Source organism: Leptotrichia trevisanii DSM 22070, from assembly GCF_000482505.1.
Lineage (GTDB): Bacteria > Fusobacteriota > Fusobacteriia > Fusobacteriales > Leptotrichiaceae > Leptotrichia > Leptotrichia trevisanii.
In genome coordinates this window covers 31,683-46,599 of sequence record NZ_KI519448.1, presented here as the reverse complement: position 1 = coordinate 46,599, position 14,917 = coordinate 31,683, and the positions used below count along the sequence as shown (strand labels likewise).

The 14,917-nt window shown below is 29.0% G+C and carries 15 protein-coding genes; all 15 read right to left on the bottom strand.

The window, feature by feature from the left end; genetic code table 11:
- Positions 1-366: 366 nt before the first annotated feature.
- A complete protein-coding gene (gene lysS, locus K324_RS0113455) occupies positions 367-1,851 on the bottom strand; it encodes a lysine--tRNA ligase (RefSeq protein WP_026749596.1) in 1,485 nt (494 codons plus the stop codon).
- A 248-nt stretch (positions 1,852-2,099) separates the two neighbouring features.
- Positions 2,100-2,471: a DUF1934 family protein gene (locus K324_RS0113450; protein ID WP_026749595.1), complete on the bottom strand. Its 372-nt coding sequence runs from the start codon at positions 2,469-2,471 to the stop codon at positions 2,100-2,102.
- Between the two features lie 20 nt (positions 2,472-2,491).
- Positions 2,492-2,917, bottom strand: a complete 426-nt coding sequence (locus tag K324_RS0113445) for a hypothetical protein (protein ID WP_026749594.1) — start codon at positions 2,915-2,917, stop codon at positions 2,492-2,494.
- 12 nt (positions 2,918-2,929) lie between these two features.
- Positions 2,930-3,400 carry a 23S rRNA (pseudouridine(1915)-N(3))-methyltransferase RlmH gene (locus K324_RS0113440; protein WP_036095882.1) on the bottom strand — a complete coding sequence of 157 codons (471 nt, stop codon included), beginning with the start codon at positions 3,398-3,400 and terminating at the stop codon, positions 2,930-2,932.
- Positions 3,401-3,449: 49 nt separating this feature from the next.
- The gene (mutL, locus tag K324_RS0113435; protein ID WP_026749592.1) at positions 3,450-5,525 is read right to left on the bottom strand and encodes a DNA mismatch repair endonuclease MutL; all 2,076 of its coding nucleotides are present in this window, start codon (positions 5,523-5,525) and stop codon (positions 3,450-3,452) included.
- A 16-nt stretch (positions 5,526-5,541) separates the two neighbouring features.
- Positions 5,542-6,882, bottom strand: a complete 1,341-nt coding sequence (locus K324_RS0113430) for a hypothetical protein (RefSeq protein WP_026749591.1) — start codon at positions 6,880-6,882, stop codon at positions 5,542-5,544.
- A 32-nt stretch (positions 6,883-6,914) separates the two neighbouring features.
- Positions 6,915-7,775, bottom strand: a complete 861-nt coding sequence (locus K324_RS0113425) for a tetratricopeptide repeat protein (RefSeq protein WP_282705569.1) — start codon at positions 7,773-7,775, stop codon at positions 6,915-6,917.
- A 146-nt stretch (positions 7,776-7,921) separates the two neighbouring features.
- Complete coding sequence (locus K324_RS15910; protein WP_156907006.1) at positions 7,922-8,098, bottom strand: hypothetical protein; 177 nt, start codon at positions 8,096-8,098, stop codon at positions 7,922-7,924.
- Positions 8,099-8,115: 17 nt separating this feature from the next.
- Positions 8,116-9,309, bottom strand: a complete 1,194-nt coding sequence (locus K324_RS0113415) for a PAAR-like protein (RefSeq protein WP_026749589.1) — start codon at positions 9,307-9,309, stop codon at positions 8,116-8,118.
- 22 nt (positions 9,310-9,331) lie between these two features.
- Entirely contained in the window at positions 9,332-10,171 is an 840-nt protein-coding gene (locus K324_RS0113410; RefSeq protein WP_026749588.1) for a hypothetical protein, read from the bottom strand.
- 25 nt (positions 10,172-10,196) lie between these two features.
- A complete protein-coding gene (locus tag K324_RS0113405; RefSeq protein WP_026749587.1) occupies positions 10,197-11,864 on the bottom strand; it encodes a phage baseplate assembly protein V in 1,668 nt (555 codons plus the stop codon).
- A 136-nt stretch (positions 11,865-12,000) separates the two neighbouring features.
- Positions 12,001-12,984, bottom strand: a complete 984-nt coding sequence (gene mvaD / locus K324_RS0113400; RefSeq protein ID WP_026749586.1) for a diphosphomevalonate decarboxylase — start codon at positions 12,982-12,984, stop codon at positions 12,001-12,003.
- Between the two features lie 21 nt (positions 12,985-13,005).
- Positions 13,006-13,896: a mevalonate kinase gene (mvk, locus tag K324_RS0113395; RefSeq protein WP_026749585.1), complete on the bottom strand. Its 891-nt coding sequence runs from the start codon at positions 13,894-13,896 to the stop codon at positions 13,006-13,008.
- Positions 13,897-14,135: 239 nt separating this feature from the next.
- Positions 14,136-14,411 carry a hypothetical protein gene (locus K324_RS0113390; protein WP_026749584.1) on the bottom strand — a complete coding sequence of 92 codons (276 nt, stop codon included), beginning with the start codon at positions 14,409-14,411 and terminating at the stop codon, positions 14,136-14,138.
- Between the two features lie 323 nt (positions 14,412-14,734).
- The coding region (locus K324_RS16160) for a hypothetical protein (RefSeq protein WP_036095879.1) at positions 14,735-14,917 on the bottom strand (183 nt) is incomplete at its 5' end.

Below are 14,917 nucleotides of genomic sequence, written 5' to 3'. Positions count from 1 at the left end.
CGCCAAAGACTTGCATGTGTTAAGCATTCTGTCAGCGTTCATCCTGAGCCAGGATCAAACTCTTCATTCAATATATCTTCATATATTTTATTTCACCTTCGTCTTGACGAGAATCATTTTGATTCTTGACTTATATTTATCTTTTACACATTGTTGCTTCTTCTATTCTTATCTCAATTGTCCTGCGACACATTTCGTATCGACAGGATATATATTATCATAATTAGATTTCTTTGTCAACTACTTTTTTTCATTTTATTTGCGTTTTTTTGCAAGGTGTATTGTATAATCAAATGCAACAGTAAAATATATAATAAAAACTCTAAGTTTTTTACGAACCTAGAGTTTTTTTATTTATCTTAAAAATTATAATTCAATGTCTTCTTTTCTTAAGGTTGGGAATAAAATAACGTCCCTTATTGAAGCAGAATTTGTCTGCAGCATAACCAATCTATCAATTCCTATTCCAAGTCCTCCAGCTGGCGGCATTCCGTATTCTAAGGCACGGATATAGTCTAAATCCATTCCTTGGGCTTCATCATCCCCAGCTTCTTTTAATTTTACCTGCTCTTCAAATCTTTCCTTCTGATCTCTCGGATCATTTAATTCCGAATAGGCATTGGCAAATTCTCTTCCTGAAATAAATAATTCAAATCTGTCCACCCATTCAGTTTCACCTTTCTGATTTTTTGAAAGCGGAGAAATCTCTTTTGGATATTCTGTGATAAATGTTGGATTTAATAAAGTTTCTTCAACTTTTTCTTCAAATATCAAGTTTAAAATTCCATATTTTGTATAAGTTCTATCTTTTTCTAACGGAATATTCATTTTTTTTGCCTTATTTATGGCATCTTCGTCACCGCTAACTGTATCAAAGTCAAATCCAGTCGTTTCTTTTACAATGTCTTTCATTGTAACACGTCTCCAAGGTTTTGCCATGTTAATAGTCTTATCTTCATATTCAATTTCATATTTTCCGTGCAGTTCAAATGTCAAACTTGAAATCAAATCTTCTGTTAAATCCATCATATCGTTAAAATCAGCATAAGCCTGATACAGTTCCATCATCGTAAATTCTGGGTTATGTTTTATTGAAATCCCTTCATTCCTAAAGCTTCTATTTATTTCGAACACTTTTTCAAATCCACCTACAAGCAGTCTTTTCAAGTACAATTCAGGTGCTATTCTCAGAAACAGCTCCATATCAAGTGCATTATGATGCGTTACAAACGGCCTTGCCGTAGCCCCTCCAGCAACTGGGTGCATCATTGGAGTTTCCACTTCTGTAAATCCTTGTTTTTCAAGATAGCTTCTAAAAAATCTTATAATTTGGAATCTTTTTTTCATAGTATCCATAACTTCCCTGTTCATTACAAGATCCACGTATCTTTGTCTATAACGAGTTTCGATGTTAGTTAGTCCATGAAATTTTTCTGGAAGTGGACGTACATTTTTAGATAATACTTCAAAAGAATCCACTCTTAAAGTTAGTTCCCCAGTATTAGTTCTAAAAAGTTTTCCTTCAAGCCCAATAAAATCTCCAAGCCCCATTTTTTTATAAATTTCGTACTGCTCTTCTCCAACTTCATCTTTTTTCACATAATATTGAATTTTTCCAGTTGGATCCTGAATCTGTCCAAATCCATTTTTCCCCATTCTTCTGAAGGCAACGATTCTTCCAGCTGTCTTGAATACTTTGTCACAAGTTTCATCATATTGATTTATTTCTGCAATATCATTTAATTTTTCATATCTTCGTCCATACGGCTCAATACCTATTTCTTTTAATTCTTCTACTTTTTTCAGTTTTTCTTTTATAATACCATTATCATTGTGGTTTTGATTGCTCATTCACTTTTCCTTTCTGCTTTTTTTATTATGAAATAAATATATTTATATTCATATCTTTCTATTATTTAAATTTAGAAAATAAAATCTAAATAATTGGAGGGTGTCTCATAAGTCAAAAATAATTTTACTAACATAAATGTTATATATTTTTAAAAATCAACATATATTATTTTTATTGATTTTATAAATATAGTAAAATATATAAAATTTATAATTTGGTAATTTTATTTACTTTATGAGACAGCTCCTTAAATATCTATAAATTGTATTTCTAAATTTATACTATTTATTATTTCATTACTATGTATTATATCATATTCCAGCACTATTTTTCCATTTTCTTTTTGAATTTTTTTTGTAAAAATTTCGTACTTTCCTCGAAATTGTTTTGTAATGTAGGTAAACGGTGTATTTTTATTATTTTTGAATATTTGCTTGGAATTAATTTGTCCATAACGATAAATCTCTATAGAATCATTTTTATCGATGATTTTGCAATTTCCGTATTCATCTTTATAATGATATTCTTTTTTTTCTTCAAAATTTATTATTTTTTCCAGTTTAAATAATTTTTCATAATTTTGTTTAAAGTTATCTAAACTTTTTATTTTTATTTTCATTTTATTCCTTTATTTTTTATTTATTCTTCTTCATCATCAAAAAAATCATCCAAAAATTCTGATAAATCCTCGTCATCCTCATCTTCATCTTCAAAAAAATCAGTATTATCATCGTCATCCAATGAGTCAAAGTTACCTCCGTCATATTCTCCATCCGAATTTTCATCTTTGTCGTATTCCCCAAAATCTTCATTCCAATACATATAATCCTTATCGGAACCATAATATTCATCATTCCATATTTCCAGCACCTGATCTTCCTCATCTTCATCCAAATCATACAGTTCCTCTTCAATACTGTCATAATAAAACACTTTCTTCTCCCCAGTTTCATCATCACAAACTAAATATTCCTTATCTCCTACCGTAACATTGGAAAGGCAAGTATATCCTTCTACATCCCCTTCGTTATTAACTCTTTCAAATTCTTCCCCAGCAGAATACATATTTTTCCTCCATTATTTATGATATTTTATATTATTATTAATTGAAATCCATCTGTATATTTGCTCCGTTAAAATTAATCGCATAAGTTGATGCGGAAATGTCATTGCTGAAAAACATAGCCGAAAATCTACCATTTTTCTCAAGTTATCATTCACACCATTGGAACCGCCAATTATGAAACTAATTTCACTGTTTGTCATGGAAATTTTTTCGATTTTTTCTGCCATTTCTTCAGAAGTCAGCATTTTTCCATTTAAGTCAAGCAAAATATTATATGAATAATTTCTTTTTGAAATAGCATTTATTATTCTCTCAGTTTCGGAATTTATTGCATTTTCAATCCCCTTGTTATCATCTTCTTCAGCCAGTTCAACTACATCCAATTTTACGTACTTTGACAACCTCTTTGAAAACTCCGCTATTCCCTCTTTTATGTATCTGTCTTTAATTTTCCCAATACACACTATATTAATTCTTATCATATTTTTCCCTTATTGTCAAAAGTTTTTTTGATTTTTCCTGTTTTTTTCCTTATTTTTTTCTTCCAAACATTTTGTCCAAGTCATTTTTACTCAATTTCACAATAATTGGACGCCCGTGTGGACACGTATATTTCCCCACTTCATGAATCCTTCGCACCATATTCTGCATTTCAAACATATCGAGCTTCTGTCCAGCCTTCACAGCCCCTTTGCACGACATTGAAATAATAATATTTTCACGTAAATCCTTTATTTCCACTTCATTTTTCAAATCCATAAGCAGCTGTAAAAATACATTTTCAATGCTATCCCGAAAGTCAAAGGCAGGCACAGCCCGAATTACAATTTCATCTTCCGAAAACTCATCAATATCAAATCCAAAATCTCTAAAAATTTCGATATTCTCAAAAATAATATTTTTTTCAATTTGTGTAACTTCCATTTTCAGAGGCAATAATAAATGCTGCGATTCAATTTTCTTATTATAGAATTTATCCTTTAACTCTTCATACAAAATTCTTTCGTGAATAATATGCTGATCATAAATTTCCAGTTCGTCATCTCTGCGAACGAGAATATATGTATCAAAAATCTGCCCCAAAATATCATAATGAAACTGTTTTCCAACATGTTTTTCAAATGTTCCAACTTTATAATGGGATTCATTTTCAGTATTTTCATTTATAGTATCAGAATTGTCATATTCGTCAGAATTTTTATAATTTTCAAAATTACTGTTTTTATCCCAATTTTTCGTATAATATTCATCTTTTGTCTTAAAGTTTTCCACATTGTTTTCCACAGCCATTTTTGAATTATCATTCATCTTATTCCAAATTTCATCAAGGCTTGAATCATTTTCGTTTTTATTTTTTACAAAATTTTCATTATTTGAAAAACTATCATTACTCATATTTTTAAAATTATCCAAAAAATCAGTATTTCTATTATTCTTTTCAAAATCATCTACTGAAAAATTATCCTTCTCTCGTGAATTTTCACTATTTTCCAAAATTTTTCCATCAAAAGTTTCAAGGCTTATAACTTTCTGATTTTTACCCTTCAAAACATCGTCGGAAAACAAATCATCTTTTTCCACGGTGACATTTTCATTAATGTTAATATTTTTCTTTATCAAGTCAATATTTGGCTGCCAGTTTTCCCTGTCGTTATAATAAAAAAAGTCGTCAATTGCCGATTTTATTTCATTATAAACAATTTTATCATTTGAGAATTTTATTATTTTTTTGGATGGGTGAACATTTACATCAATTTCCTTTGGATCAGTATTGTAAAAAATAATGGCAAACGGATATTTCCCTTTCATCAATTTAGTGTAATAGCCGTCTATAACAGAACGTTCAATAGTTGCTGACTTAACATATCGGTTATTTACAAAAGTAAACATAAAGTCCTTTGAACTTCGTAAAATTTCCACATTTCCCAAATATCCGTATTCAAATTTTTTCAAATTTCTCAAAATAGATTTTCCAAATAATTCAAGAATTGTATTATCAATCCCTTTTCCACTTGTCTTTATCGTACTTTTTCCATCTAATTCAAGCGAAAATGCCACATTACTGTTTGAAAGTGCTTCCTTTAGTACAATATCCCTGATTTTACCATATTCTGTTGACATTTTTCGCAAAAATTTTCGTCTGGCAGGCGTATTGTAAAATAAATCCCTGACTTCCATTTCTGTCCCGACATTTCTCGAAACTTCCTCAAATTTTCTCACAACTCCGCCATAACAGCCAATTTTGTATCCTACAGGACTATTTTCGGAACGTGTAGTAATCGTAAGTTTAGACACCGCCGCAATAGATGACAAAGCCTCTCCACGAAATCCATAAGTGTTTAAGTTAAAAACATCTTCCTTTTCCTTAATTTTAGAAGTAGCATGTCGCTCCACCGACAAAAGCGTATCGTCCTTATCCATCCCAATTCCATTATCACTCACCTTAACATCCGTTCCAGCTTTAAAAACCTCAATTTTTATCATCGTAGCCTTTGCATCCAGCGAGTTCTCAATCATCTCCTTAATCATCGAAGCTGGATTTTCCACAACTTCCCCAGCGGCAATAATATTTGACACTTTTTCATCTAGTATTTTTATATATCCCACAATTTATCCTCCTTTTTTAATGTTCTTCTTTTTCCGATCTTTTCATTCTTTCAAGAAACTTCTTCTTCCTCAACTGCTGTGGCGTAAGTTTCTTTTCTTCTTCTTCTACTTCTATTTCCTCCACATTTTCCACAACTTCCTCTTCAACATCAATTCCCAGCATTTCCCCAAAAGCCTTTATAACCTCATATCCTCTAATTGTCTTGCCTTCCTCAAATTTCACACAATAATTATCATGTTCAACAGCCAATTTTATCACATTAAATGTTCTCAATTTTTCAGCCTCATCAAAAAGTTTTATTCTTTCTAAAAACTCTTCTTTTGGAAATATTATTTTATCATCTTTTCTTAAAAGAGGGAGCAGCCAGTTGCGAATGCTATCGTAGGTTTGTTCTATTGGTTTTTTAGGCTTTTTGAATACAGTTTTTTCTGTTTCTATCAATTCTTTTTCATTTAGATTTTCAACTTTTGGAATTTCAATTTGAAGCATTTCATCTTTTTCAATAATTTCTTTAGCTTCATCTGATTTTTCCTCTGATTCTATATTCTCAGTTTCTTCTTTTATAAAAAACTCCCTTTCGTATAATTTGTCATCTATCTTAATTCTCTGTTCTGCCTTTATTTCCCTTATCTTAAAATTTTCCTTATCCAGAATGTAATATCCTGATAAATCCAGTTCAAAGTCCATCTTTTCAAACATTTCCTTTTTTAACAAATCCCGCACTTTTGAAACAAGCACATTTCTACTCATCCTGTCATCATAATAATCCATTCTGAAATTCAATTTTATAACATCCTTTTCTTCTTCATCCAGCTTAAATATCAGTTTGACAGGTATTTTTTCGTCTATAGGCATTGACTGAATAATATATTCCACCTCAAATTCATTCTTATCGTTAATTTGTTTATCATAAATATCTAAAAACAAGAATGATAATGGAGTTTCGGTAAATAGCAAACTTTCAAGATCTTCAGAATTAATCAAATTCTTATAATTAAAAATTGTTAAATGGATTTGAGTGGCATATTCATTTCTATTTTTAAAATATTTAAACAGATTTTTATCTATATTTTCAGTAATTAACTCCTTATTTAAAATTTGAGGATTATTCCATTTATTAAAATCAATAATATAAATATTATTATCTTCCTCTAATTCTTTAAATACTTGTAACTCTAACTTTGAAAATTTGTCATTAATATTTTTGGATTTTATAAACTTTATACCAATAATATTTTGATCAACTTCCTGAATTTTAATTTTTCCTTTTGCTTTTATATTTTGCAATTCTCCATTTATTTTATAGATATTTGGAACTAAACATTTAACTCTTTTGATTACTTCTATTTTTTTCATTATTTCACTTCCATACTATATAATGTAAAAATTTATTTTTTGGCATAATTTATCATATCATATTCCAAATAAATTAATCCTTTTTCAAATAATATTTTATTCTTTAATTTTTTTACCTCTTCTTCTTCTCCCAATTTTTCATAAATATGAACTAAGTTGTAAATTGATCTAGCATCTTTCAATGCCATCCCTTTGTTATAAATTATTATTGCATTTTCTATATCGTTATCTTCTTCCTCATATATAGCACCTAAGTTAAAAATTGATTCTCTATCTTCTTTTTCAACTCCTATTTTATAAATTTCTTTTGCTTTTTCAATCTTTTCATTATCTTCTTCTATTCTTCCGATTATTGATAATGATTGAAAATTACCTAACTCGTATGATTTTTCTAATATTTTTTTTGCTAAATCTTTTTTTAGAATATAATAGTATAATTTCCCTAATTCATAATAACCATCTTTTTCATTAATTTTTATTGCATCTTTTAATTTATTTTCTGCAATATTATAGTTTCCAAGAAAAGCAAAACTATTTGCATCATTAATTTGGTTAAAAAATTTTTTATCTTTATCAGAACCTTTAATATATTTAATATTATTTATCATATCTTCGTTTATATCTTCAACCAGAGTTTCATTAAAAAGTTTATTTTCCCATTTATCCATATTTTTTTTATCATTTTTTAAATATGAAATTATAAATAAATTATAAATTGCTTCACCATTTTTTTCAATATTTTCAATTTCTAATAATACTTTCTCAGCTTCATTAAATTTTTTTTCAGACATGTATATTTTAGCCAATTGTATATTGCAGAAATTTTCATTTTCTTCGACACCTTTTTGGTACCATTCTTTCGCTTTTTCCACATCTCCTTTTTCTCTATAAATATCTCCTAATGGTAAAGTTGACAGTATATAACCTTTTTTATAGCCTAATTCAAAAAATTTTATTGCTCTTTTTTCGTCATTTAATTCTGAAAAATAAAATATTCCAAGTTGATAATATCCTTCTATATCATATTTTATTGATTTTTTTAATAAGTTTTCAGCTTTTTCATAATTTTTTTTTCACTCATTTCATTTGCTTTTTTCAGTATTTGTTCATATTTTTCTCTATTCATAAAACCTCCTTTAAATAAAATATACTGAAATAAAAATAAAATTGTTAATATCCCTATTCCAAATACTATTATTTTATTATAAATTTTCATCAAAATTTCCTTTCCTTTTATTTTACTATTTCTATTATAGAAATGTCATTATTTAAATATTTAACGCTTTGTTCGTACTTTTCTTCAATGCTTTCTCCTAATTCTTCATACAATATCTTACGTATTTCTTTATCTTTTGATTTTATTTGTGTATATTCCTTATTAATATCTTTAAAAAATCCTTTTTTTATTTTATTATTTTCGCTTTTTTCTAATTCTTTTTTTGTAGCTTTTTTTTGCCAATTTTTTTCTTTACGATTTGCATTCCCCCTCCTCTCTCTTCTAGATTTATTTGACATTGGATTTTCTTTAACTTTTAAATAATTATTGTTAAAAATTGATAAAGGTGTATTAATAAAACTAGAAACCTCATAAACTTTGCTAGAAATTCCAAAAATTGTTTCAATTTCTTCAGAGCTATATCCTACACTACTCAAAATTTCTTTTCCAACACTAATGTTTTTTCCTTTGTACATTGAAATCCCTGCTGATAATGATGATTCAATTCCATTAATAAATTCAACTGAGGAAGTCCCCATTCCTATTATTCCTAAAAACCCTATATAAGGAACTTTTGTCATTTTTTTTGAAGCAGCAAATTTTCCAGCAGATTCATAAGTTTCTTTTATACCATTCTGCAATTGTTGGACCCAAATACTTTTCATAAATGCTATATTTTGTGTTGCTGTTTTTTCTGTAATGTTTTGTCCATTAAAAATAATATCAATAGGATTATTAGAATCTATTCCACAAAAAAGTTTACTTTCATTTGATAAAGTTTTTTTTCCACTTTTTAGAATATTATTAAAAACATTTCCCCATTTTCCATTTTCCACATTACATAAACTACAACTAATTAAACAGTAACCCTCTTGTTCTATTCCATTTTTATCACAAATAATAAAATTATAACTATTATTATCAGATTCTGTTGCTACTGGTTTTCCTAAAATTTGCGTTTTTCTATCAATAACTTTTAATTTTAAAAACAAATCCTTACTAATTAAATTTTTACATTTTAATAATGCACCATCACAAACATATGTTTTTAAAATTTCTTTATTAATTTTTGTTTCTACTATTGTTCCTAAACTTAACGGACTTATTTTATAAAATAAGTCTTGCATTTTTTTCCTATTTTCGAGTCTATTTTTAATTTGTTCATAAGTTACTGCTATATCTGAGTTTCCATTAAGATATTCATTATACATCTAATCACCCTTATTTCAAAATTTAAATTAAATATTTTAAAAACTCTCTTTTAAAATATATTATTCTATTTTGACTATTCTCATTTGATAATTCATACTGATTTTCTTTTTCACATATTTTAATCATATTATCAACCTTTTTCGTAATCCTCACATCATCCAGCAACATCAGTTTCCCGTACTCAACCTTCACATTCTCAAATTCCCTTCTGTATTCTGAATTTATAAATTTATGAAATCTTAAATTACTCATTTTATCATAGTTTAAATGTCCTTTTATTACATAAATACCTTTTTCTTGCTTTGTTTGCAGTGATAAAGGAACAGGCTTTGAGACTATTCCATATATTGTCTTTTTCTTGTCAGAAATATTGCTCTTGAACACGCTGTAAAATTTATAGTTCTTTATGAATTCAAGAAAGACATCTTCATCCGATACCAGCTTTTTGTACTTTTCTAAATCTGGATATTTCAATTTTAAATCCACATTCTCAATTTTTATTACTTCCTGCTGAATAATTTCTATTTTTTCCATAATTTCATCAATATTCAAAATTTCCAGCAGTTCAAATTTTTGATTTACTAAAAAATATAGCTCTTCAAATATAAAGTTCTCCAGTATCCGTTCCTTTAAATATTCCACATTATATTTATTTTCTTCTTCCTTTATCCGATAAACCAGATGCTTTTCATCTTCCTCTGTAAATTCCTCTATTTTTTCCAAAATAAAATCACATTGCTCATATTCTTCATACAGTTTATCATTTACCAATCTTTCAAAAATTTTGATATATCTAAACCTTTCCTTTTTCAAAAAATCCGTTATATGCTCCGGATTTCTCCTATATTTTTCATCTATCATTTCCAACACCTGCTCTTTTCAAAATTTATCCATTTATCAATACTTTTCCACCACCAGCAACTTTTGATGTCCCTGATGAAGTTATTGTCGTGTCATTGTTAGAGGTTATCGTAGTATTTTGTGTTGATGTCTGGGTAATATTCTGTGCAAGTACAGATTTTACCCCTTCCACAGTTTCAGAATAATTTTTAGCACTATTGCTTATGTTTCCTGCACTCTCTGAAATACTATCCGCACTTTCTGATATACTACTAGCAGTCTGTGAAATTGAACTTGCTGCACTTGTTGACAAACTATTAGTCGCAAGCACCATATTAAAATCTGAATCCCCAACATGATAATTCCTGTTAGCCACATCAGTAAACCTACCATTCCCATCATTATTAACCGCACCCAGCACTATTGCCTGTGTTTCATTCCCGTTTGGAAAATAAAGTGCCACCCTATCATTTACTTCTGGTGCTGGTGTAAATCCTGTATTTGTCTGACTATATGGAGTTACATATGGAAAATAGCTTTTCCCAGCATATTTATCTTCAAATGACTGTCCATTTTCTCCCAATTTTAGCAATCCTTCCGTTAAATCTAATGTCATTACGGCTATATCACTCGCTTTAACTCTTTCTTTTACATTTTCATTCTGACTTTCAGCTTTTTCTATATATTTATTAAGCGGTTTTGCTCCATTCTTTCTTCCCTCAAGATTATCTGAATTTCCATCAGTTCTTCCATGATTACTCTTGCTTTCATCTGTTCTTGCAATATGTACTGTTCTCGCTTCTATTACTGCTCCTCTTATCTTTTCGTGTGGTATTGGATCTACAAAGTAGTCTGTCTGTTTTCCTAGTGTGTATTCGCATTTTAACGTATTTCCTTCGTTGTATATTCTGCTTTCTATAACGTAATAATCGTTTTCAGTTTCTTCTCCGCCTGCCCTGTTTCTAGTTTTTAATTTTATTGGGGTTGAAACAGGATATACTTCTGTTCCTGTTATTTTGTACATTGTTCTTTTATTTTTCTTGCTTTTTCCATATTGAGAATATGTTGTATTTGGTGTCTGCACAGCCTGATTTTTCAAAAATCCAACCAGGACTTTATCATAATAAGGGATTACTGGCTGTCCTGTATATGAAGCCAGTCTTTTTAAATATTCCCAGTCTGTTTCGTTATACTGGATTGTCATTCTTGGGACTTCTTTCATATCTTCTCCCACGCTTATTATTTTTTCTCCATTTGCCCCATAATTTTTGTTAATTTCTTCAGCTATTGCCGAATAAGTTAGTGAAGAATCCTGAAATGAACGGTATCTTGGTATCCTGTCAAGAATAATACTTTTAGAAATACAGGTAATTTCCACTACTAAAGAGCCTGTCTTAATTTCAGAAAGTTTGATATCATCAATTATCCCATTTAAAAATATTTTATCATTTGAAGCTCCGTTTTCATTTGAAATATTGCTTTTTCCAGAAATAATAATTTTAATATCCTCATCCTTGTCTATTGCAGCATCATAAATATTTATCTGCTGTAAAGAGGCGATATACTTTATTTTTCCAACAGTATGCTCCCCAATTCCTGAATCTATTTTTAAAGTCATATCCCTCCACAATATTTGCTGCCCGTCAATTTCTATTTTTATTCTTTCTGCTGAAAAAAATTCTACTGGTTTTTGGTTTTGTAAGATACTATTCATTTCATATCGCTCCTTTTAAAATTTATTTATTTTTTCAAATAAAATGCATCTACTTCTCAAACAACTAACCTCATATCCACAGATTTTAACATCAACAAGGCACTTTTTAAATAACTTGCTTCAAAATCAGAAAATTTTACAATCTCACAGTCCTGCTCACAATAATCTTATATTTCTGCCCAAAAATCCCTGCCAATTTTTTTAAATCCTCTTCCAGACAAAGTACCTTCACATTAGGCCCTGCATCCATTGTAAAATAACATTTCTCACCATTATTTCTCAAATTTTTTACAAAATCCATTGCTTCGTAAGTTTTTTCGTTAAAATATGTAAATGGAGGATTTGCAGTTTCAGTTGTCTTGTGCATTCTAAGGGCATTTTCTTCTGTCAAAGTTCCCACTTTTTCAAAATCATTTTCAGCAAGATATTTTTTCATATTTACAAAATCAATTTCTGACTGTTTTACCCACTCATCAAAATATGCCGAAGTTTTGGCACAAAGCTCCATTCCATTTCGGCTTGAAATTTTCTTTTTATTTTCATTCAGCACAAGCACAATCATCGCCAGTTTCAAATCTGTCTTTACCTCATAAATTTCCCCAGTATCCTTATCCCAAGCCGCAATTGGTCCAAAAAAACTTCTTGAAGAAGATCCCGAACCAAATTTTGAAATCTGTGCAAGTTCAGCTTGTGTATAATTTTTTTCAAAAAGTTCATTACAAGCCTTTATTACAGCGGATAAACCGCTCGAACTGGAAGAAAGTCCCGCAGCTGTCGGCATATTATTTGTTGTAGCAATTTTTACTTTCTGATTCCTATTTTCCCTGAACAAATCTACAACTTTACTAATCTTTTCTGTATGCTCTCTATCCTGCAATTCTCCATTTAAATAAAATAAGTCCGTTATATCCGAAAATTTATCTTTACAATTTCCGCTTTTCATTTCCTTTTCAACTGCAATTTCAATATCCTCATCATTTATAAATTCCATCTCTGTTTTTGTGAACATATCGTTAAGGGTAAGGGAGATGCTGCTTGTGGCAGGTATCATTTTTGCTGTATCTTTTTTCCCCCAGTATTTTATAATTGCAATATTAGCATAAGATTTGACTTTTACCATTTTTTCTCCTTTATTTTTTTATTAAATTTTCTCCACCCAAATATTTTCTGCTCCACATTTTATCAGTCCCTCTTTTATCTTTTCTACAATATCCAAATTTTTTGCAAGTGCAATTACACAGCCTCCTAATCCGCCACCAGAAATTTTTGCACCGCTTGCTCCTTTTTCAATCGCTGTTTTTACAAATAAATCTGTTTTTTCAATGGTTATGTGTAAATTTCCGAGTTCTGTATTTGCTTTTGTCATAATTTTTCCTATTTTATCAACTTTCTTTTCTTTAGATTCATTGTTTTCAGTTAAAATTTTAACCATTTCATCTGTCAATTCGCCTAATTTTTTTAAAAAAATATCAGCTTTGCTTCCTAAACTTTTTACATTCTGAATCGCTTCGCCAGTATTTCCATAAATACCTGTATCTGCAATTACAAGATATGCGTCAAGATTTAAGTCAATGTAGGAAAATCCCTTGTTTTTTATGAATTTTATGGCTTTATCGCTAAGGCACGTTTTGGCGTCCAGCCCGCTTGGTGTGTTGTGAGCTACAATTTCTGCCGTGTGAACCAATTTTTCTAGCAATTCATCATCCAGATTTTCCTCAAAGTAGTCAAAGACTGCTTGAATTGCAGCAATACTGACTGCAGCTGAAGAGCCCATTCCACGTTTTGGCGGAATTTGGGAAGTTATTTTGTATTTTATTTTCGCATTTTCTTTTTTTAAATGTTTTAATGCAGTAAAAACTGCAACCGAGAGAGTGTCTGTCTTGTTATAAAAAAAGCTAGTTTTGGCTTCTTCTACTAAGCATTCAATTTCAATCTTTTTTAGAGGAATAGCAATGGCAGGATAGCCATAAACGACAGAATGTTCTCCAATTAATATGATTTTACTATGTGATTTTCCGATACCTTTTTTCATTGAATTTTTCCTTTTTTATACTAGAATTATATAAATTTATTATACTAGAAAAGCTAAAATAATCCAATAATTTTTTATATATTTTCAAAACCCAAAAAATTAATAAAACATCATATTTATATAAAATAGTATAATTTTTTGACTTGTTTTTCTAAAAACAAAAAAACTCTAGGTTTCTAAAAAACTTAGAGTTTTTCTTATACACTTGTTAAAAAGATGATGAATTTTTAATAATCTCCTTAATATGCCTCATCAGGATCATCTTCAGAAGCAATAAGAGTAGCTTTAGTTAAACGTAACCCTCTGTATCCGTTTCCTTCAAAATAAATTTTGTAAATAGATCCTTTTGAAATTGAAGATAGTTTACCACTTGTAAATTGGAATGTTTTTCCAGATTCCAAACTTTCACAAGTTGCTCTTCCTTTTGACTTACTGATAACTTGGCATTCATTTACAAATCTTGAAAATCCTAATGCTCCAAATGCTAAAAATCCTACTAAAATTAACTTTTTCATGCTGATCAGCTCCCTTTTTTATTTATATAATACCGTTTTCAATCATAGTATACCATATAATTTAAAAAAATCAAGTATTTTTTTTGCTTTTTATTCAAAAGTTTTAAAATTTACAGTAAAATTATATAAAATCATTTTATATCCATACTAAACTTCATTTAAAAATAGAAATTAGATTTTATAATATTTACACTATATTCTGTAAAAAATGGTTTTATCCGATTTCTACTATTTAAATAGGAAATAGTATTATTTAACAAATTTGAATATATTATGTGTGCTTAAAAAAGACAGAAGTAAGAATTTCCCTCTGCCTAAAAATTTTAAAAATTAAATCTAACTCCAGTCGTAAACACATTATTATTTCCTTTACCTTTTCCACTGTCAATAGAGCCGTCATAGTTTACATACCAGCCAAATCCAGAATTTACTTCTGTCAATGCTCCAACTCCTACCCAAGTTTTATTTTTAGAAAGCCCTATACCTTTAACTTTGAATGTTGCTCC

Bases quoted from the DNA above. Each gene is read 5' to 3' on its own strand.
- K324_RS0113440 (WP_036095882.1), bottom strand. From the start codon at position 3,400: ATGATAAGAATTAATATAGTGTGTATTGGGAAAATTAAAGACAGATAC.
- K324_RS0113415 (WP_026749589.1), bottom strand. From the start codon at position 9,309: ATGTATAATGAATATCTTAATGGAAACTCAGATATAGCAGTAACTTAT.
- K324_RS0113410 (WP_026749588.1), bottom strand. From the start codon at position 10,171: ATGATAGATGAAAAATATAGGAGAAATCCGGAGCATATAACGGATTTT.
- K324_RS0113430 (WP_026749591.1), bottom strand. From the start codon at position 6,882: ATGAAAAAAATAGAAGTAATCAAAAGAGTTAAATGTTTAGTTCCAAAT.
- K324_RS15910 (WP_156907006.1), bottom strand. From the start codon at position 8,098: ATGAAAATTTATAATAAAATAATAGTATTTGGAATAGGGATATTAACA.
- mvk (WP_026749585.1), bottom strand. From the start codon at position 13,896: ATGAAAAAAGGTATCGGAAAATCACATAGTAAAATCATATTAATTGGA.
- K324_RS0113450 (WP_026749595.1), bottom strand. From the start codon at position 2,471: ATGAAAATAAAAATAAAAAGTTTAGATAACTTTAAACAAAATTATGAA.
- mvaD (WP_026749586.1), bottom strand. From the start codon at position 12,984: ATGGTAAAAGTCAAATCTTATGCTAATATTGCAATTATAAAATACTGG.
- K324_RS0113405 (WP_026749587.1), bottom strand. From the start codon at position 11,864: ATGAATAGTATCTTACAAAACCAAAAACCAGTAGAATTTTTTTCAGCA.
- K324_RS0113445 (WP_026749594.1), bottom strand. From the start codon at position 2,917: ATGTATTCTGCTGGGGAAGAATTTGAAAGAGTTAATAACGAAGGGGAT.
- K324_RS0113390 (WP_026749584.1), bottom strand. From the start codon at position 14,411: ATGAAAAAGTTAATTTTAGTAGGATTTTTAGCATTTGGAGCATTAGGA.
- lysS (WP_026749596.1), bottom strand. From the start codon at position 1,851: ATGAGCAATCAAAACCACAATGATAATGGTATTATAAAAGAAAAACTG.